Consider the following 19,502-nt stretch of genomic DNA (forward strand, 5'->3'; position numbering starts at 1 on the left):
CGTCAACTCCCTGCGCCCCATGGCCTGTTTCATGCGAAGCTGGGTGACATGAGCGTCGCAGAACCCCGCAGGATTGTCCTCTTCCGGCATGCGAAAGCCGACTGGCCACAGGTGACCGACCACGAGCGCCCGCTCGCTGAGCGGGGCCGAAAGGACGCCGCAGTCGCCGGACGCAAGCTGGCCGACACCGGTATCCCCTTCGATCTGGCCCTGTGCTCGACCGCGATCCGCACCCGTGAGACCTGGAAGCTCGCCGTCCATGAGTTCCCGCACCGGCCGAAAACCGTCTACGAGGAGCGGATCTACGAGGCCTCGCCCGGCGAGCTGATCGCGCTGCTCAACGAAGTCCCCGACGACGCGCAGAACGTCCTCCTGATCGGTCACAACCCCGGAGTGCAGGCCCTGACCGAGATCCTCGCCGGCTCCGCCGAGGAGGACGCCCGCGAACGGATGAACGGCCGCGGCTTCCCGGCCGCCGCGTTCTGCGTGCTGTCCTTCGACGGCGCGTGGAAGGGCCTGGAACCGGGAGTGGCCACGCTGCTGGACTACTGGGCGCCGACCGAGTGAGGTGACGGGGGAGGGTCCGGCATCGCTGGGGATGCCGGGCTGTCCCCCTGGCCTTTTCGGCGGAGCGGCGGCTCAGTGCTCCACGACCGTGTCCGCCGCCTCGACCTCTTCGCGGGTGACACCCAGCAGATACAGGACCGTGTCCAGGAACGGCACGTTCACCGCGGTGTGCGCCGCCTCCCGCACCACCGGTTTCGCGTTGAAGGCGACACCGAGACCGGCCGCGTTCAGCATGTCCAGGTCGTTCGCGCCGTCACCGATCGCCACGGTCTGCGACAGCGGTACACCCGCCTCGGCGGCGAACCGGCGCAGCAGCCGCGCCTTGCCCGCCCGGTCGACGATCTCGCCGGTGACCCTGCCCGTCAGCCGGCCGTCGACGATCTCCAGCGTGTTGGCCTGGGCGAAGTCCAGCCCCAGCCTCTCCTTCAGATCGTCGGTGACCTGGGTGAACCCACCCGAGACGACGCCCACTTGGTACCCGAGCCGCTTCAGCGTCCGGATCAGCGTGCGCGCGCCCGGCGTCAGCCGTACCTCGCTGCGCACCTTCTCCACGACCGACGCGTCCAGCCCCTCCAACAGGGCCACGCGCGCGTGCAGCGACTGCTCGAAGTCCAGCTCCCCGCGCATCGCGGCCGCCGTGACCTCGGCGACCTTGTCCTCGCAGCCGGCGTGCGCGGCGAAGAGCTCGATCACCTCGTCCTGGATGAGCGTGGAGTCCACGTCCATGACCACCAGCCGCTGGGCCCGCCGGTGCAGGCCCGCCGCGACGACCGCGATGTCGACGCCGAGCGCGGCGGCGTCCATCACCAGGGCGGTGCGCAGGGGCTCCGTCTCCACACCGGACACGGCGAACTCGACCGCGGTCACCGGGTACTTGGCCAACCGGAAGATACGGTCGATGTTGCCGCCCGCCTTGGTGATCTTCGCGGCGATGGACGCGGTCGCCTCCGCGGTGAGCGGATGCCCCAGCACGGTGACCAGCGAGCGGCCGAGGCCTCGCGGCCGGTTGTCGCCGAGCCCGGAGATGATCTCCGCCTGCAGCTTCATCGACTCCGCCCAGCTGTGGACGGTCGCCCGCAGATTCCCCTCCACGCCTCGCGGCGGCTCGGTCACCAGCGCGCACAGCACGATGCGGCCACGCGTGACGACCTGCTCGATGTCGACCACGTCGACGGCGTAGGCGGCAAGGGTGTCGAAGAGGCCGGCCGTGATGCCCGGCCTGTCCTTGCCGAAGATCTTGACCAGGAGAGTGGGGACGTCAGAGGTCACGTCAGAGGTCGGGGTCTGCGAAGCGCTCATGGTGTGTCCACCGTATCCGGCGCCCTGCGCACGGCGCCCCTGAGGTCCGCCTGGCGGACACGGAACACTGGCCGACGAACAGATGAAGCGAACGTTACGCATGCGGGTTCACCGAGGCACATGTGGGCTAGGGGGTGGGTCTGGGGCGGTGGGAGGTTGCTCCGGGCTGGGGGGTGGTGGCGCTGAGCCGGTTAGTGGTTGCTGAGGGCTGGTGGGCTAACGGGCGGTGGGGTCTGGGGCGGCGGTGGTTGCCGCGATCCGGTCGGCGATTGCTCGTGGTCGATGGGTGGTTGCCTTGGGCTGGTCGGCGTTTCCGGGGCCGGGCGGTGGTCGTCCATGGTCGGCGGGCGATTGCCCCGGGGTGGTCGGTTGTCCCCCTGGGCCTGCTGGCGGGGCGCCCCGGCTGGTCGGTGGCATCGCTGGATTGGCTGTGAGGCGGGCCGGTTACCGGGGGCCCATCGGCTCCCCCCGGGGTGGGAGGGGCGGTGGTGGGGGAGGGCCCTCGTCCGGCGGTGGCGTCGGCCGGTTGCCGGGGCGGGGGCCGGAGGGCCGTCCGGGTGACCGCGGCGGAGGTGGGCCGATGGGGCGGACGACCGTGGGGGCGCCGTGGACGTCCTTCGGCGGCGAACCGTCGGCAGGCGGCGCGGGCGGACCCCCGGAGTACCCCGGCGGCCGCGTGTCCTCCGGCTCGCGCAGTTCCTGGGGCACCCGCAGGTACGGGTTGGTGTCCGGGTTGGGTGGCCGGTACGACCTGCCCTGCGTGTACGGGCCGGACCAGTCCCCGGCGTGCCGCGCCGCCCCCGCGGCCTCAGCCGATGCCCCCTCCGGCACACCCCGCACCGCAAGCGGCGCCGCCCCTCGCCCCGCCGCCCCGCTCGCGTACGCCAGCAGCGCACCGGCGGCCCCCGCGCCCGCGCCCCACAGGGCACCGAGGAGCAGCGCCATGCCGAGGTGCCCGTGCAGTGCGATCCCGGCGCCGAACGCGTCGAAGCCGAGCACGGACAGCGAGGCGTTCACGGACACCTCCGTCAGCCAGGCGAGCAACGGAAGCGTCAGCGCGGTCGCGATCCCCAGCCGCAGCCCACACCGCCCGGCAAACCCCAGCGCCCCCGACTCCTGCCCGCCGCCCCCGACACCCGCCCCACCGCCACCGACACCCGCCCCGCCTCCACCGGAGCCCGCCTCGCCCGCACCCGCCCCGCTTCCCCCCACGCCGGGCCCCCAGGCCACCCCAGTGTCCCCGGCCTGTCCCACGCCCGCCCCGCTTCCCCCCACACCGGACCCCGGCCCCACCCCAGTGCCCCCCGACTGCCCCACCCCCGCCCCGCCTCCGTCACCGCTTCCACCCACACCGGGCTCCCACCCAGCTCGCCCCGGCCCCCATCCCGCTCCCGCGCCCCCCGCCCCCCGTTCCGGCGCACCCCACCCCGTCGCCTCCGCCCCTCGCACTCCCTGCTCCCCAGCCCCGTGCCCCAGCCGGGGCCCACCCCCATCACTGGCCCGGGACCCACCCCCAGCACTCACCCGAGGCACACCCCCGCCCCCAACCCGGGACACCCCACCCCCCACCGGCGTCCGCACCCCCACCAACACCCCCGCCAGCAACATCATCAGCGCCGCAGCCACCCCCAGCAGCCACACCCGCCCGTCCAGCTCGGCCAGCCGGCCCAGCGTCACGGGCTGGTCGGACCACACGCGGAGCAGGTCGTCCAGCGGATCCGGCAGGACGGTCACGAGCTGGCCTGTCGCTCGGCCGTCCCACGGGACGAGCAGGCCGATCGGGATGCCGAGCCAGGTGCCGTTGGGGGCGCCGAGCAGGGCCGCGCCCGCGATGCGCTGGGGGTGGTCGTCGGAGAGCGCCGCGAAGCCGGCCGCGGCGAACCCCGCGGCGACCGACATCAGCAGCACGGTGACGAGGGCCGACGCGGCCGGCCGTACGACCCGATGCACGGCTTCCCAGCCACGCGGCAACGGCGTGCGGCGCGAGGCCAGCAGCGCGATCAGCAGGATCCCGGCCGACCAGAACAGCCCGCCGAGCAGGGTGGGCGCCGTGTCGACGGTGAACCCCACCGCCGCCTTCGCGTCGACGAGATCTCCGAGCCGGTCCGGCAACAGCCCCCCGATGTCCCCGACATCGCCGAGCCCCGGAATCTCAAGACCTCCGGACCCGCCCCCGGACCCACCCCCACCGGTCAAGCCGTTCAACCCCAGCGAGCCCCCGTCGAACGTGATGACGTCGTGCCCCGCCCAGGTCAGCCCGCCCAGCATCGCGACGAACAGCGCGACCACCGCGCCCGCGCGCGCGAGGAGTTCGGCGGGTGCGATCACAACTCCGGCCCCCCGCAGGGACCGTAGGAAGAACCATGACAGAAGCAGCGCTCCGACCAGGCTCACGCCCAGTGGCGTGATCTCGATGGCCGTATGGGCCTCCGCGCCTTTCAACCCGAAAGCGGACACGTCCCCGGACGGGGTGACCGAACCACCCGCCCCAAGAGCCACCACCGCCGCGGTCATCGGCCCGAGCGAACCCGCCGAGTCGGCCTCCAGCAGATGCAGACCGAGCGCCGCTGTACCCGCCATCCCGATCAACGCCCAGCTCACGGCGGCGATCCCGGACAGCAGCGCGTCCCCCCACGGGACCCTCGTGCCCCGCCCCTCGTACCCGGCGCTCTCCACACCCCTGGACGAGCCCATGGCAGACCCCCCGATCCGCAGCCCGACGCGACGCGGTTGCCGCGCATGTCCCCCTCGCGTGCCTTTACCACTCTCCGGCCCGGTTTCAACCCCGTCAACGGAATCGGTCGAGGTGCCCGTACGCTGTCTTCACAAGGCCCGACTTTCGGTCATGGGGCCGCGCCTGGAATAGTTCCCGACGATGTTCGACATCCCTAGACTCCCTGTGATGGGGGTAACTCGGGGGACTACTCAGTGGGGCATGGAGTGCCGGAACTCGTACTGGAATTGAATGGACGGACCTGGACGCTCGACCCGTCCAGGCCCTACACCCTCGGACGTGATCCGCAGGGTGACATCGTGCTCGACGACGCCAGGGTGTCCTGGCGCCACGCCACGGTCAGCTTCAACGGCCGTAGTTGGGTCATCGAGGACCACGGAAGCACCAACGGCACGTACGCGCAGGGCCGGCGGATCCAGCAGTTGGAGATCGGCCCGGGCTCGACGGTGCACCTGGGCAACGCGACCGACGGACCGCGAGTGAACCTCTCCGGCGCCGCGGCCGCCGTGGCCACGCCCCAGGCCCAGCCACAACAGCCGTACGCGGCACAGGCCGCGAGCGCCGGCTGGGCACAGCAGGCCCCGCCTCAGCAGGCGCCGCAGCAGGCCGCGCAGGCCGGCTGGCAGCAGCCGCAGCAGGCCGCGCCGCACGTCCCGCAGCAGCAGGGACCCAACGAGCCGTACGTGCAGAAGGTGCCCGGTGGTGGCGCGGGGGCGCCGCCGGTCTACGGCGACCGCAGCCCGACCACGTTCCACCAGTTCTCCTTCGGCCGCGTGATGCGCATCGGCCGTGCCCTGGAGAACGACCTGGTCGTCTCCGACCTGCAGGTCTCCCGCAACCACGCCGAGTTCCACTCGACGCCCGACGGTCGCATGGAGATCCGCGACCTCGGCTCGCACAACGGCACCTACGTCAACGGCCAGCCCATCCCCAAGGGCGGCTCGGTGCAGCTGGGCCCGACCGACATCGTGGGCGTCGGCCACTCGACGTTCCGGATCGTCGGCGACCGGCTCGAGGAGTTCGTCGACACCGGTGAGGTCTCCTTCTCCGCCCGCCACCTGACCGTCACGGTCGACGGCGGCAAGCAGATCCTCAAGGACGTCTCCTTCGGCGTCCCGGAGAAGTCGCTGATCGCGGTCATCGGCCCGTCCGGTTCCGGCAAGTCGACGCTGCTCAAGGCGCTGACGGGTTACCGTCCCGCCAACCAGGGCGACGTCCTCTACGACAACCGCAACCTGTACAAGCAGTTCGCCGAGCTGCGCCAGCGCATCGGTCTGGTCCCGCAGGACGACATCCTGCACAAGGAGCTGACCGTCAAGAAGGCCCTCAAGTACGCGGCCAAGCTGCGCTTTCCCGCCGACACCACCGGCGCCGAGCGCGAGGCCCGCATCGACGAGGTGCTGCGCGAGCTGAAGCTGGACATCCACAAGGAGAAGAAGGTCACCTCCCTCTCCGGCGGCCAGCGCAAGCGTGTCTCCGTGGCCCTGGAGCTGCTCACCAAGCCGTCGCTGATCTTCCTGGACGAGCCGACTTCCGGACTCGACCCGGGCATGGACCGCGACGTCATGCAGCTGCTGCGCGGCCTCGCCGACGACGGCCGTACGGTCCTGGTGGTCACGCACTCGGTGGCCGAACTCGCGATCTGCGACAAGCTGCTCGTGATGGCGCCCGGCGGCAGCGTCGCCTACTTCGGCCCGCCCGAGGAGGCGCTGAACTTCTTCGGCTACGACACCTGGGCCGACGTCTTCTCCGCCTTCGAGAACTACCGCGACTACGACTGGGCGGGCCGCTGGAAGGGCTCGCAGCACTACCAGATGTACGCCGCGGACATCGACGCCGTCGCACCACAGTCCGTACAGGTGCCGCCGATGCAGGCGATGAAGCCGCCGAAGCCCCAGGGCTGGATGTCCCAGTTCGTCACCCTGGTGCGCCGCTACGTCTCGGTGATCGCCTCCGACAAGGGCTTCCTGGCCCTGATGGTGATCCTGCCGGCCGTCCTCGGCGCGGTGAGCCTGCTCATCGACGCGGACAAGGGCCTGCTGCCCAACCCGCCCAACGCGGCGGGCCGCATCATCCCGAACGGCACCGCCACCACGGTCCTGCTGATCCTCGCGGTCGGCGCCTGCTTCGCCGGCGCCGCGAACTCCGTCCGTGAGCTGATCAAGGAACGGGTCATCTACGAGCGGGAGCGCGCGACCGGCCTGTCACGGTCCGCGTACCTGATGTCCAAGGTGTTCGTGCTCGGCATGATCACCGTGTTCCAGGGCCTGCTGGTCGGCGTGATCGGTTTCGCCAGCCGGGAGATCCCGGAGGAGGGACTGGTCCTCGGCGGCGCCACCATGATCGAGCTCTCCATCCCGATCATGGCGCTGGGCTTCACCTCGATGATGTTCGGCCTGATCATCTCCTCGCTGGTGAAGACCGCCGAGAAGACGATGCCGCTGCTGGTCATGTTCGCGATCATCCAGGTCGTCTTCACCGGCTGCCTGTTCACCCTGCACGGCTCGATCGGCGTCAACGAGTTCTCGTACCTGATGCCGTCGCGCTGGGCGGTCGCCGCCGCGGGCGCCACGCTGGACTTCAACAAGATCAGCCCGCCCGAGACGGCCGGCGACAACGACCCGCTGTGGGACCACACCGTCGGTGCCTGGGGCATGGACATGGCCGCCCTGATCGCACTCGGCGTGGTCTGCGGCTTCTTCGTGGCCCGCTTCCTGCGCCGCCACGAGCCCGAGGTCATGCGCAAGTAGTCGCCTCCGTACGTCCCGAAGGGCGGCACCCCTGTCAGGTGGGTGCCGCCCTTCGGTGTTCACGGGCTGAGGTCCGCGTCTGCCTCAGTACGCGCTGTTGACGTTGTCCATGGAGCCGTACTTGTCGGCCGCGTAGTTGCAGGCGGCGGTGATGTTGGCGACCGGGTTGTAGATGTCCCAGGACGTGCCGGCGACGTGGTACGCGGCGAAGGTCGGCGGGATCACCTGGAGCAGGCCCTTGGACGGGACGCCGTTGATGGCGTTGATGTCCCAGTTGTTGATGGCCTTCGGGTTGCCCGAGGACTCGCGCATGATGTTGCGCTTGATGCCGTTGTAGGAGCCCGGGATGTCGTGCTTCTTCATGATGTCGAGCGACTCGCGGATCCAGCCGTCGAGGTTGTTGCTGTAGGACTTCTTGGCGGCGACCTGCTTGACGGCGACGCGCTTGGCGGAGCGGCTCGCGGCCTCCTTGGCCTTGCGCGCGGCCTCGGCCTTCTTCTTGGCGGCGGCCTCGGCGGCCGCCTTCTTCTTGGCCGCGGCGGCCTTGGCGGCGGCGTCGGCGGCGGCCTTCTTCTTGGCCGCGGCCTCCGCGGCGGCCTTCTCCTGGGCCTTCTTCTGCGCCTCGATGGCGTCGACCTTCGCGGTCTCGCCCGCGTGCTGGCCGGTGAGGCCGGCCTTGACGTCCCTGGGCTTCTCGATGCTGTGGACCACCTGTCCCGAGGAGACGGCCTCGCTCGTCGTCCGGGCGTCGGCCGGTACCACCGAGAAGGCGAGGGCGGCGGCACCGAGGGTGGCGACTCCGGCGAACGCGATCTTGTGGTGCATGGTCAGCGCGGGACTGTTGACACGAGTAAGGAAGTTCTTGGGCATGGCAGGTGGACCTCTTCGAATAGCGCGGAGGTCGCTCTTTGTCCGTCGGGGACAGGGGTGCTTCCTGCACGAACGCCGCGGTGCGAACCCGCGGCGCTGAGCGACGAGAGCAATTCTTAGCGGCCGCAAAATCCGGTGGCAAAGGTGTGACGTACGAAGCCGGGTAGTGGATCGGGGAAGGGCAAAACGGGACAGACCAGACCGTCTGTCCCGTTCATTTGGGGGGTTTGTATCTCCTAGGCACTTTCGTACGTGACCTGCGCCCTATGTGCGGGGTCACATCGGTCCCGCCCCAGTCTCACCACTAGTTGCTGGAGCAATGCTCTGTGTGAGGGCTCTCCTGTCGCAGCACGAGATGCACGTCCCCGAATTCGTGCCACAGGTAGCCCCCGCTCACGGCTTCCTCGTAACCGCGGCCGATCGCCGCCCGCCCCGCGACCGCCTCCAGCATCAGCAGATGCGAGGCTTCCGGCTCGTGCAGCCCCGTCAGCAGCCCGTCCACCGCCCGCACGCCCCGCTCGGGCGTCACCACCAGATCCGTCCACCCCTCGGCCGCCCGGACCACCCCGTCGGCCCCCGTGGCCGACTCCACGGCCCGCACCGCCGTCGTCCCCACCGCGACAACCCGCCCGTCACCGGCCCGCACGGCGTTGATCAGCCGAGCCGACGCCTCCGGCACCGCGAACCGCTCCGGGTACGGCGGCTCGTGCGCCTCGGCCGAAGCCACCCCGGTGTGCAGCGTGACCGGCGCGAACTGCACCCCCCGGCTCACCAGCTCCGTCACCAGCCGCGCCGTGAAGGGCCGCGCGGCGCTAGGCATCTCCGCGCTGCCCTCCCCGCAGGCGCCCGGCAGCGCGAACACCGTCTGGTACACGGACAGCGGCTGATCCCGCTCCGTGTAGGAGTAGCGAATGGGCCGCCCGTACTCCCGCAACAGCCCGCCCACCACCCCCGTGGCCACCCGAGCCCACCACAGCCGCCCGCTGGGCCCGCTCAGCGCCTCCTCCAGCACCAGCCGTACGCCCCCGGGCAGCCGCACCACAGTCCCCGCGGGCCCGCCCGCACGCGCGCGTGTGGTGCCCTTCCCGTCAGGGTCACGCAGCTCGACGGCCCACCGCCCGTCGTCCCCGCGCGTGGAGAAATGCACCACCACGCGCGTGTGCCCCACCCGGCCGTCCACCGCGGCGGCCAGCGTCGGCGAGGTGTTCACCACCAGCAGGTCCCCGGCCCGCAGCAGCCGCGGCAGCTCCACGAACGCGTGATGCGACACCTCCGTCCCCCGCGACACCAGCAGCCGTACGGCGTCCCGGTCGAGGCCGGGCCCGCGCTGCTCGGCCGGCACGCGCGCGGACAGCCCCTCCGGCACCCTCACCGTGAGCGTCATCGCCGCCCCTCCAGCAACGACGGCGCCCCGTAGCGCCCGCTCGCCGGACGCTCGTCCAGCAGCCGCAGGAACGCGGGCACCACGCTGTCCGGGTCCGGCCGTGGACCGTCGTCCTCCGGTACGGCCGCCGCGTACAGGTCCGTGGCCATGTCCCCGGGATCGACCGCCCACACCCGCAGCCCCGGCTCCTCCTCACCGAGCACCGCCGCCACGTGGTCCAAAGCCGCCTTCGACGCCCCGTAGCCGCCCCACGTCTCGTACGCCTCGGCGGCCGCGTCCGAGCTGACCGCGATCACCGCGCCGACCCGCGACGCCCGCAGCAGCGGCAGCGCCTCCTGGACCAGGCCCAGAGCGGCCACCACGTTCACCTCCAGCGCCCGTCGCAGCCCGTCCAGGGGCAGCTCCTCAAGCCGTACCAGCGGCTCGGCGCCCAGCGCGCTCGCGTTGTTCACCACCAGGTCGACCCCGCCCAGCCTCCGGGCCGCCGCCACCAGCTCCGACCGATGCGCGGCATCCGTGACATCGCCGGGCAGGGCCGTCACCCGCGTCCCGTGCGCCACGAGCGCCGTCTGCGTCTCCTTCAGGGCGTACGCCGTCCTGGCGTCCAGCACCAGATCCCAGCCCCGCGCGGCCAGCGCCCCGGCGAGCGCTCGCCCCAGTCCCTTCGAGGCTCCCGTGATGATCGCTACCGGCATGACAACCGTCCCCTCGTCCTTCGACCGCCTCCGACCGGCGATGCCCTCAACGTAGGAACCGGGCCGCCCGCTCCGCGTCGGACGAGGGCCGCAGAGCAGCGGGTCCCTTCGACCTAAGCCACCGCTCCGGGACTCGCGGCCTAGGTCCGCCGCCCTAGGTGCCGGCCGCCGGACGTCCGATCCGCGCTGTCCCACCCCGCCGGTACCGTGAGGGCATGAGTCAAGGCCCCAGGTCCGGCCTCGCCGCGGTGAGCTCCGCGCTGCTGGCCATGAGCAGGCACCTCGAGGTGCGCGACGTCCTCAAGACGATCGTCGCCTCGGCCCGTGAGTTGCTCGATGCGCAGTACGCGGCCCTCGGCGTCCCCGACGACCACGGCGGCTTCGCCCAGTTCGTCGTCGACGGCGTCAGCGAGGAGCAGTGGCGGGCCATCGGCCCCCTCCCGCGCCAGCACGGCATCCTCGCGGCCATGCTCCAGGAGGCCAAGCCCGAACGCCTCGCCGACGTGCGCGAGGACCCCCGCTTCGAGGGCTGGCCCTCCGCCCACCCCGAGATGTCCGACTTCCTGGGCCTGCCGATCCGCGACGGCGACGAGGTCATCGGCGCCCTCTTCCTGGCCAACAAGAACTGCACGAAACCCCAAGGCGGTTGCGGCTTCACCGAGGACGACGAGGACCTGCTCGCCATCCTCGCCCAGCACGCGGCCATCGCCCTCACCAACGCCCGCCTGTACGAACGCAGCCGCGAACTGACCATCGCCGAGGAACGCTCCCGCCTCGCCCACGAACTGCACGACGCGGTCAGCCAGAAGCTGTTCTCCCTGCGCCTCACGGCTCAGGCCGCGGCCGCCCTGGTCGACCGTGACCCCTCCCGCGCCAAGGGCGAGCTGCACCAGGTGGCCGCCCTCGCCGCCGAAGCCGCGGACGAACTGCGCGCCGCTGTCGTCGAGTTGCGGCCGGCCGCGCTGGACGAGGACGGCCTCGTCGCCACCCTCCGCACCCACGTCCAGGTCCTCGACCGCGCCCACGGCGCGCGCGTCACCTTCGCCAGCTGCGGCGTCCGCGCCCTGCCCGCCGCCCAGGAGGAGGCCGTCCTGCGGGTCGCCCAGGAGGCGCTGCACAACGCACTGCGCCACTCCGGCGCGTTCCGGGTCGACGTGACCCTGGAGAAGCGTGCCGGCGGCGCCGTCCTGCGCGTCACGGACGACGGCACCGGCTTTGACCCGCCGTCGATACGCAGGGACGGACGCCACCTCGGCCTGGTCTCCATGCGGGACCGGGCGAGCGGCGTCGGCGGCGCCCTGACGGTGGAATCGGCGCCCGGCAAGGGCACCACGATCGAGATGGAGGTCCCCGGTGGCTGACGCAATCAGGGTGCTGCTCGTCGACGACCACCAGGTGGTCCGCCGGGGCCTGCGCACCTTCCTGGAAGTGCAGGACGACATCGAGGTCGTGGGCGAGGCCGCCGACGGCGCCGAAGGAGTCGACCGCGCCGAGGAGTTGAAGCCCGACATCGTCCTGATGGACGTCAAGATGCCCGGCATGGACGGCGTGGAGGCCCTGCGCAGGCTCCGCGAACTGGGCAACCACGCACGCGTGCTGATCGTCACCAGCTTCACCGAACAGCGCACGGTGGTCCCGGCCCTGCGCGCCGGCGCCGCCGGGTACGTGTACAAGGACGTTGACCCCGACGCGCTGGCCGGCGCCATCCGCTCCGTCCACGCCGGCCACATCCTGCTCCAGCCCGAGGTCGCGGGCGCCCTGTTGGCGCAGGAGGAGACCGGCCCGGGACAGGGCAGGGGAGGCTCGCTCACCGATCGCGAGCGCGAGGTGCTCGGCCTGATAGCGGACGGCCGCTCCAACCGCGAGATCGCCCGGGCCCTGGTCCTCTCCGAGAAGACCGTCAAGACGCACGTCTCGAACATCCTGATGAAGCTCGACCTCGCGGACCGCACCCAGGCCGCCCTGTGGGCCGTACGTCATGGCGTGACCGGCTGAAACGCGGAAGGTTCCGCTCCAGTCCGAGATTCATACCGTCGTGGGAATGTCCCCCGGACGGCGCACCCTTCGAGGATCTCCACCGTTCTCCAGTGCGTACTGCGGCGACTGCCGCAGCGATCACCAGGAGGGGTCAGAAGTGAAGAACCTGAAGAAGGCAGCGGCCGTGGCGATGGTGGCCGGCGGGCTGGTCGCCGCCGGTGCCGGCATGGCGTCCGCCACCGACGGCGGCGCCTGGGCCCACGGCACGGCCGTCGGCTCCCCGGGCGTCGGCTCGGGCAACGTCGTCCAGGCCCCGGTCCACGTCCCGGTGAACGTCTCCGGCAACAGCGTCAACGTGATCGGCGCCCTGAACCCGGCGTTCGGCAACGTGGCCGTCAACCACTGAGGCCCAGCAACACCCAAAGGCCCCGAGAGCGCCAGGATGCTCACGGGGCCTTCGCGGCGCAGACCAGCGACGACCAGCCCGTCCGGCGCTCGAGGACGAGGCGGTTCAGGCCGAAACGAGGGCCTGGGGGCAGAGACCCCAGACACGCCCACACCAACCCGGCCCCCGCGCGAAGCACTTCTCACCGCCGCTCCCGCTCCTCCACAACGGAGTTGTACGCCGCGACCTGCGCCCGCCTAGCCGTCCGCTCCACCGGCCGCAACGCCTCCCCCCGAGCCGCCATCTCCGACGCACTCACCGCACCCCCATGCCCGTTCTCATAGGCAAGGGACACCAACAACCCCACCCGCTGCGCCAACTCCAGCACCCGCACCGCCCGCGGCGGATACCCCGGCGCCAACGCCTCCCGCCCCCGCTCGGCCCGCGCCCGATACGCGTCGAGCGCCGCCTCGGCCACCGGCCCCGACCCCGCCACATCCAGCCGCGTCAGCACCTGCGTCGCCTCCCTGAGCGCCTCCGCCAGCTCCCGCTCCGCCTCACCCAACGACGGCACATCGGCCGGCGGAGCCTCCCGCACCGCCAGGCACCGCCAGGTCACCTCGACATGCACATCACCCGAGGGCCCCGCCTCGAACACCTCCGGCACCAGCCCCAGCGCCGCCCCGTGGCAGACCACCGCCTCCTCGGCCTCCATCGCCCGCGCATTGAACTCCGGCGGCCCGCTCAGCCCCAGCGGATGACCCGGCGCGGGCAACGCCACCCGCAGCCCGCTCACCCCCAGCGCCCGCAGCCGCCCCAGCGCGAGCGTGAGCCCGACGGGCCCAGACTCATTGGGCAGCCCCTCCACCCGGTGCACCGCGTCCTCGCCGACGATGGCGAGTACGGCGTCATCCGGAGAGGCAAATCCGGCCAAAAGGGCGTTTCCCCAAGCGGTAAGGCGTCCAGAGCGCGGTTCCGTGAGCATGCCCCCACCCTAAGGACCGGACCGATGGAATGTCCGGGCCCACCCGTGGCGTAGATTTCCTAGAGGGCTGCGCCCACCGGCGCGGCGGACCGAGCCACAGGCGAACGCGACAGCCGAGACCGGCCACACTGCAAGGGGAGACAACGCGCTCATGAGCGATGTTCTGGAGCTTCAGGACGTATCCGTGGTCCGCGAGGGCCGGGCTCTGGTGGACCAGGTCTCCTGGTCGGTCAAGGAGGGCGAGCGCTGGGTCATCCTCGGCCCGAACGGCGCCGGCAAGACCACCCTCCTGAACGTCGCCTCCAGCTACCTCTACCCCAGCCAGGGCACCGCCACCATCCTCGGCGAGACCCTCGGCAAGCCCGGCACCGACGTCTTCGAGCTGCGCCCGCGCATCGGCATGGCAGGCCTCGCCATGGCCGACAAGCTGCCCAAGCGCCAGACCGTCCTCGAGACGGTCCTCACGGCCGCGTACGGCATGACGGCCACCTGGCAGGAGGACTACGAGGAGATCGACGAGCAGCGCGCCCGCGCCTTCCTCGACCGCCTCGGCATGAGCGAGTACCTCGAGCGGAAGTTCGGCACCCTCTCCGAGGGCGAGCGCAAGCGCACCCTCATCGCCCGCGCCCTGATGACCGACCCCGAACTGCTCCTCCTCGACGAGCCCGCCGCCGGCCTCGACCTCGGCGGCCGCGAGGACCTCGTACGCCGCCTCGGCCGCCTCGCGCGCGACCCGATCGCCCCCTCGATGCTCATGGTCACCCACCACGTCGAGGAGATCGCCCCCGGCTTCACCCACGTCCTCATGATCCGCCAGGGCAGGGTTCTCGCCGCGGGTCCCCTGGAACTCGAACTCACCTCCCGCAACCTCTCCCTCTGCTTCGGCCTCCCGCTCGTCGTCGAACAGGTCGGCGACCGCTGGACCGCCCAGGGCCTCCCACTGTCCTGACGGCGTGAAGGGGGCGCAAAGACCCGGCTAAGAAGCCTCCTTCATCCAGATCGGCGCCCTGTCCGCGGCAGGACCCGCGGACCTACGATGGCCCTGTGAACGACATCGACGCATGGGTGTGGTGGCTGGTCGGCGCGGCCGCGCTCGGAATCCCGCTCGTGGTGACCGCGATGCCGGAGTTCGGGATGCTCGCCGTGGGCGCCGTCGCCGCCGCGGGCGTCGCCGGTTTCGGCGGTGGCATCGTCCTCCAGGTCCTCGTCTTCGCCGCCGTCTCGGTCGCCCTCATCGCCGTCGTACGCCCCATCGCGGCACGCCATCGCACGCAGCGGCCCCAACTCGTCACGGGCATCGACGCGTTGAAGGGCAAGCAGGCCGTCGTCCTGGAACGCGTCGACGGCTCCGGCGGCCGAATCAAGCTCGCCGGAGAGGTCTGGACGGCCCGCGCTCTCGACACCGACCGGGCCTACGAGGTAGGCCAGGAAGTCGACGTCGTGGACATCGAGGGAGCCACGGCGATCATCATGTGACCTCGTACTACGCAACTGAAGCGAACGAGCCACGACTTACGCGACGGTCTGTCAGACTCGAGCAGCAAGATCTTCAACAACCATAAGATCTTCCGAAAACGCCGAGGCGGAGAAGGGTACGGGGAGCCGACGATGGAACCGGTCATCATCGTCTTGATCATTCTGGTGGTGTTGGTCTTCATCGCCCTGATCAAGACGATCCAAGTCATCCCGCAGGCAAGCGCCGCGATCGTCGAGCGCTTCGGCCGCTACACGCGGACACTCAACGCGGGCCTCAACATCGTCGTCCCGTTCATCGACACCATCCGCAACCGCATCGACCTGCGCGAACAGGTCGTGCCGTTCCCGCCCCAGCCGGTGATCACCCAGGACAACCTGGTCGTCAACATCGACACCGTCATCTACTACCAGGTGACCGACGCACGGGCCGCCACCTACGAAGTCGCCAGCTACATCCAGGCGATCGAGCAGCTGACGGTCACCACCCTGCGCAACATCATCGGTGGCATGGATCTGGAGCGGACCCTGACCTCCCGCGAGGAGATCAACGCGGCCCTGCGCGGCGTCCTCGACGAGGCCACCGGCAAGTGGGGCATCCGCGTCAACCGCGTCGAACTCAAGGCGATCGAACCGCCCACCTCCATCCAGGACTCGATGGAGAAGCAGATGCGCGCCGACCGTGACAAGCGCGCCGCCATCCTCACTGCCGAAGGTACGCGCCAGGCCGCCATCCTCACCGCCGAGGGCGAGAAGCAGTCCCAGATCCTGCGCGCCGAGGGTGAGGCCAAGGCCGCCGCCCTGCGCGCCGAGGGCGAGGCCCAGGCCGTCCGTACTGTCTTCGAGGCGATCCACGCCGGCGACCCGGACCAGAAGCTCCTCAGCTACCAGTACCTCCAGATGCTCCCGAAGATCGCCGAAGGCGACGCCAACAAGCTCTGGATCGTCCCCAGCGAAATCGGCGACGCCCTCAAGGGCCTCTCCGGCGCCATGGGCAACTTCGGCTCCATGGGCGGCAACGGCTCGAAGGGCAACAACGGCACGGAACGCCGAGAGACGCCCAAGATCGACTGAGAGACGCTTCAGAACGCAGAGCACCCCCGCGCCCTAAAGGGGCGCGGGGAACTGCGCGACCAGCCACACACAACCCGCAGCCGAAGAACTAAGCCGCATCCAAAGCCAACCACCCCGGCAATACAGCCAAATCCTCCTGGGCCAGCGCCAGCAACATCGCATCCGCGGGCGTCGGCTCGAACGGCTCCCGAAGCAACGGCATCCCCGCCTCCTCCGGAGTCCGGTTCGCCTTACGGTGGTTGTCCTGCGCACACGAGGCCACCGTGTTCAACCAGGTGTCCTGACCACCCTGCGACCGCGGCACCACATGGTCCACGGTCGTCGCCCGTCTCCCGCAGTACGCGCACCTGTGCCGGTCACGCACCAGAACACCCCGCCTCGACCACGGAGCTTGTCTTCGGAAGGGCACCCGTACGTACCTGCACAGCCTGATCACCCGAGGCGCCGGTATGTCGACGGCGGCTCCACGCATCCGCAGTTCGGGGTGGGCCTGCTCGACGACGGCCTTGTCCTGGAGCACCAGCACGACGGCTCGGTTCAACGTCACCGTCGACAGCGGCTCAAAGCTCGCGTTCAGTACCAGCGTGTCCCGCATCCAGCCCACCTCCCGTGCACCGGCCCACCCCCTGGCGGGCTGGGATCAACTCTGGCCGGGCACGCCGAGATGGACAACGCAATATCTGCTGCTCTCACGGGGGGTGACCCCCGCGACCCCCGGCAACAAAAATGCCCGCCCCTGATCAATTCCAAGACCAGGGGCGGACAAACGTTGAATGAACGATGAGCTCACTCAGCCCTGCGCGGGAACCTCGTACTCACCGATCAGCTGAGCACGAGCGATCGCGTGGAACCGCAGGTTGAAGCCGACGGCGGCAGGCGAAGCGTCGGAACCCGGACCGAGCTTCTCCTGATCCACCGCGTACACCGTGAAGACGTACCGGTGCGGCCCGTCGCCGGGCGGCGGCGCGGCACCACCGAATTCCTTCGACCCGTAGTCGTTCCGCGCGTGTACGGCACCCTCCGGCAGCCCCTCGAACTTGCCGCCGCCCGCACCCGCGGGCAGCTCCGTCACGGAGGCCGGGATGTCGAACAGGACCCAGTGCCAGAACCCGCTGCCCGTGGGGGCGTCGGGGTCGTAGCAGGTCACGGCGAAACTCTTGGTCTCGGGCGGAAAGCCCTCCCATCGCAGCTGCGGCGAGGTGTTGCCGGCCGCGTGGACCTGAGCGTCCTTGAGCGTCGCCCCCTCCCGCACATCCTCGCTCGTGACCGTGAACGACGGCACGGGCGGATGGAAGTCGTGGGGGAGCGGCCGCCTCTTGAGCTCGGTCACCTCAATACCTCCTGATCGGTTCTGGAGTCAGTGATTCCGAGCCTAGAACCAGTTGCGCTTGCTGCCGACCTCGGACAGCCACTGGTTGAGGTAAGCCGCCCAGTCGGTCCCCTGGTAGTCGTGCAGACCGACCTGGAAGGAGCGGAACGTGTCACTGCCCTCGCTGAACAGTCCCGGCTTCTTGTCCATCTCCAGGACGACGTCCATGGCCTGGTCGTCGGCGACGAAGCTCAGCTCGACCTGGTTGAGACCCCGGTACTGCGACGGCGGGAAGAACTCGATCTCCTGGTAGAACGGCAGCTTCTGGCGCGTCCCCCGGATGTGCCCGCGCTCCATGTCCGCGCTCTTGAACCGGAAGCCCAGCTGGATGAACGCGTCCAGGATCGCCTTCTGCGCCGGCAGCGGGTGCACGTTGATCGGGTCCAGGTCACCGGAGTCCACGGCCCGCGCGATCTCCAGCTCCGTGGTCACACCGATGTGCATCCCACGCAGCGTCTGACCGTCGATCGTCGTGATCGGCGTCTCCCACGGGATCTCCAGCCCGAACGGCACGGCGTGCACCGCGTTCGCCTGAAGCTCGAACGCACCCCCGAGCCGCAGCTTGGTGAACTCGATGTTCTGCTTGTACTCCGAGTCCTGGCCCTCGACCTCGACCTGGGCCTGCAGCCCGACCGACAGCCCCTCGATCTGCTGGTTGACGGACCCGCCCTGGATCCGCACCTCACCCTGGACGACGCCGCCCGGCACGACGTTGAACTCGGTCAGCTCGGTCTCGACCGAAGCCCCGCCGGCTCCCAGACTCGCGAGCAGCTTCTTGAACGCCATGACTCTCCCTCGTTACGAGTGGATCCCTGGTGCTTGATCCCTGATCCCTACAAACGCGATCCGGCCGCGACCGGTTCCGCTCACACCCTGGCAAGCCGGACGCTCCGCGGCCACCCCGACGCACCCACCCGACTGCACTACGCTCGGAGGGCATGATCGCGACCCCCGACCGTACGCCCCTGCCAAGGAACTTCTTCGACCGCCCTGTCCTGGACGTCGCCCCCGACCTCCTCGGCCGCATCCTCGTGCGCACCACCCCGGACGGTCCGATCGCCCTGCGCCTGACGGAGGTCGAGGCCTACGACGGCCCGAACGACCCCGGATCGCACGCCTATCGCGGCCGCACGGCCCGCAACGACGTGATGTTCGGTCCGCCAGGCCATGTGTACGTCTACTTCACCTACGGCATGTGGTTCTGCATGAACCTCGTGTGCGGCCCCGAGGGCACGGCGAGCGCGGTCCTGCTCCGCGCCGGCGAGATCGTCGAGGGCGCCGAACTGGCCCGCAAACGTCGACTCTCGGCCCGAAACGACAAGGAACTGGCCAAAGGCCCCGCCCGCCTGGCCACGGCCCTGGGCGTCGACCGCTCCCTCGACGGCACGGACGCCTGTACCCAGGAGGAGACTCCGCTACGCATCCTTACGGGCACCGCTGTCCCGTCCGACCAGGTACTCAACGGTCCGCGCACCGGAGTGGCCGGCGACGGGGGCGTCCACCCCTGGCGCTTCTGGGTCGCCAACGACCCGACGGTGAGCCCCTATCGGGCCCATGTGCCTAGGCGCCGCCGAAGTTGACTCGCCTTGCCAAGGTGCGTAATGTAGTCCGAGCCGCTTGAACCGGTTACGGCGATCGCCAGCAGCCGAGAGCGGCCAACCCACTACCTACGACGCCCCTCAGCGGGAGCGAATTCGGCGTGCCCGCATGCCCGAATTCAGTCTCGCAGGAACTCGATTATGAGTTGCCGAGGGAATCGGCTAACGTAGTGAATGTCGAAAGGCCGCCGGGCGAAAGCCCAAAGCCTCAGACACATCCCGCCGACAGGGAATCGGATCGAAAAAGGATCTGATAGAGTCGGAAACGCAAGACCGAAGGGAAGCGCCCGGAGGAAAGCCTGAGAGAGTCTCTCGGGTGAGTACAAAGGAAGCGTCCGTTCC

Annotated in this window: 18 protein-coding genes; 9 read left to right on the forward strand and 9 right to left on the reverse strand. The window is 70.4% G+C overall.

From position 1 onward, the window contains the following. Positions 1-48: 48 nt before the first annotated feature. Positions 49-567, forward strand: coding sequence for a SixA phosphatase family protein (locus AC067M_RS31585; protein WP_478700452.1), 519 nt, complete (start codon positions 49-51; stop codon positions 565-567). Between the two features lie 72 nt (positions 568-639). On the opposite strand, the gene serB is transcribed toward AC067M_RS31585, so the two are convergent. Beyond that, the gene (gene serB, locus AC067M_RS31590) at positions 640-1,866 is read right to left on the reverse strand and encodes a phosphoserine phosphatase SerB (RefSeq protein ID WP_478700453.1); all 1,227 of its coding nucleotides are present in this window, start codon (positions 1,864-1,866) and stop codon (positions 640-642) included. 444 nt (positions 1,867-2,310) lie between these two features. Beyond that, positions 2,311-4,560, reverse strand: coding sequence for a streptophobe family protein (locus tag AC067M_RS31595; RefSeq protein ID WP_478700454.1), 2,250 nt, complete (start codon positions 4,558-4,560; stop codon positions 2,311-2,313). A 246-nt stretch (positions 4,561-4,806) separates the two neighbouring features. Between AC067M_RS31595 and AC067M_RS31600 the strand changes: the two genes are divergently transcribed. Beyond that, a complete protein-coding gene (locus AC067M_RS31600; RefSeq protein WP_478700455.1) occupies positions 4,807-7,350 on the forward strand; it encodes an FHA domain-containing protein in 2,544 nt (847 codons plus the stop codon). Between the two features lie 84 nt (positions 7,351-7,434). On the opposite strand, the gene AC067M_RS31605 is transcribed toward AC067M_RS31600, so the two are convergent. The 3 genes from AC067M_RS31605 to AC067M_RS31615 all read right to left on the reverse strand — a co-directional run bounded on the left by AC067M_RS31605 (position 7,435) and on the right by AC067M_RS31615 (position 10,299). Further along, positions 7,435-8,220: a transglycosylase SLT domain-containing protein gene (locus AC067M_RS31605; protein WP_478700456.1), complete on the reverse strand. Its 786-nt coding sequence runs from the start codon at positions 8,218-8,220 to the stop codon at positions 7,435-7,437. A gap of 304 nt (positions 8,221-8,524) precedes the next feature. Continuing rightward, positions 8,525-9,604 carry an S-adenosylmethionine:tRNA ribosyltransferase-isomerase gene (locus AC067M_RS31610; protein ID WP_478700457.1) on the reverse strand — a complete coding sequence of 360 codons (1,080 nt, stop codon included), beginning with the start codon at positions 9,602-9,604 and terminating at the stop codon, positions 8,525-8,527. Further along, a complete protein-coding gene (locus AC067M_RS31615) occupies positions 9,601-10,299 on the reverse strand; it encodes an SDR family NAD(P)-dependent oxidoreductase (RefSeq protein ID WP_478700458.1) in 699 nt (232 codons plus the stop codon). Before AC067M_RS31615 ends, AC067M_RS31610 begins: the two co-directional genes overlap by 4 nt. Positions 10,300-10,514: 215 nt before the next feature. Here AC067M_RS31615 and AC067M_RS31620 point away from each other — a divergent pair, with 215 nt between their 5' ends. The 3 genes from AC067M_RS31620 (at position 10,515) to AC067M_RS31630 (ending at position 12,682) form a co-directional block, all read left to right on the forward strand. Then, a complete protein-coding gene (locus AC067M_RS31620; RefSeq protein WP_478700459.1) occupies positions 10,515-11,660 on the forward strand; it encodes a GAF domain-containing sensor histidine kinase in 1,146 nt (381 codons plus the stop codon). Next, positions 11,653-12,294, forward strand: coding sequence for a response regulator (locus AC067M_RS31625; protein WP_478700460.1), 642 nt, complete (start codon positions 11,653-11,655; stop codon positions 12,292-12,294). Before AC067M_RS31620 ends, AC067M_RS31625 begins: the two co-directional genes overlap by 8 nt. A gap of 139 nt (positions 12,295-12,433) precedes the next feature. Next, positions 12,434-12,682: a chaplin gene (locus AC067M_RS31630; protein WP_478700461.1), complete on the forward strand. Its 249-nt coding sequence runs from the start codon at positions 12,434-12,436 to the stop codon at positions 12,680-12,682. Positions 12,683-12,863: 181 nt separating this feature from the next. Here the strand turns inward: AC067M_RS31630 and AC067M_RS31635 are convergent, their stop codons facing one another. Beyond that, positions 12,864-13,646 carry a hypothetical protein gene (locus AC067M_RS31635; RefSeq protein WP_478700462.1) on the reverse strand — a complete coding sequence of 261 codons (783 nt, stop codon included), beginning with the start codon at positions 13,644-13,646 and terminating at the stop codon, positions 12,864-12,866. 151 nt (positions 13,647-13,797) lie between these two features. Between AC067M_RS31635 and AC067M_RS31640 the strand changes: the two genes are divergently transcribed. The 3 genes from AC067M_RS31640 (at position 13,798) to AC067M_RS31650 (ending at position 16,193) form a co-directional block, all read left to right on the forward strand. Beyond that, entirely contained in the window at positions 13,798-14,595 is a 798-nt protein-coding gene (locus AC067M_RS31640; protein WP_478700463.1) for an ABC transporter ATP-binding protein, read from the forward strand. Between the two features lie 95 nt (positions 14,596-14,690). Further along, a complete protein-coding gene (locus AC067M_RS31645) occupies positions 14,691-15,122 on the forward strand; it encodes an NfeD family protein (RefSeq protein WP_478700464.1) in 432 nt (143 codons plus the stop codon). A gap of 132 nt (positions 15,123-15,254) precedes the next feature. Continuing rightward, on the forward strand, positions 15,255-16,193 hold the full coding sequence (locus tag AC067M_RS31650) for an SPFH domain-containing protein (protein ID WP_478700465.1): 939 nt from the start codon (positions 15,255-15,257) through the stop codon (positions 16,191-16,193). Between the two features lie 88 nt (positions 16,194-16,281). On the opposite strand, the gene AC067M_RS31655 is transcribed toward AC067M_RS31650, so the two are convergent. The 3 genes from AC067M_RS31655 to AC067M_RS31665 all read right to left on the reverse strand — a co-directional run bounded on the left by AC067M_RS31655 (position 16,282) and on the right by AC067M_RS31665 (position 18,348). Next, complete coding sequence (locus tag AC067M_RS31655) at positions 16,282-16,788, reverse strand: HNH endonuclease (RefSeq protein ID WP_478700466.1); 507 nt, start codon at positions 16,786-16,788, stop codon at positions 16,282-16,284. Positions 16,789-16,983: 195 nt separating this feature from the next. Beyond that, the gene (locus AC067M_RS31660) at positions 16,984-17,523 is read right to left on the reverse strand and encodes a YbhB/YbcL family Raf kinase inhibitor-like protein (RefSeq protein ID WP_478700467.1); all 540 of its coding nucleotides are present in this window, start codon (positions 17,521-17,523) and stop codon (positions 16,984-16,986) included. Positions 17,524-17,565: 42 nt separating this feature from the next. Beyond that, positions 17,566-18,348: a sporulation protein gene (locus AC067M_RS31665; protein ID WP_478700468.1), complete on the reverse strand. Its 783-nt coding sequence runs from the start codon at positions 18,346-18,348 to the stop codon at positions 17,566-17,568. Positions 18,349-18,500: 152 nt separating this feature from the next. Between AC067M_RS31665 and AC067M_RS31670 the strand changes: the two genes are divergently transcribed. Then, a complete protein-coding gene (locus AC067M_RS31670; RefSeq protein WP_478700469.1) occupies positions 18,501-19,142 on the forward strand; it encodes a DNA-3-methyladenine glycosylase in 642 nt (213 codons plus the stop codon). Positions 19,143-19,502 lie beyond the last annotated feature (360 nt).

The sequence above is a fragment of the Streptomyces sp. NPDC043427 genome (assembly GCF_056436655.1).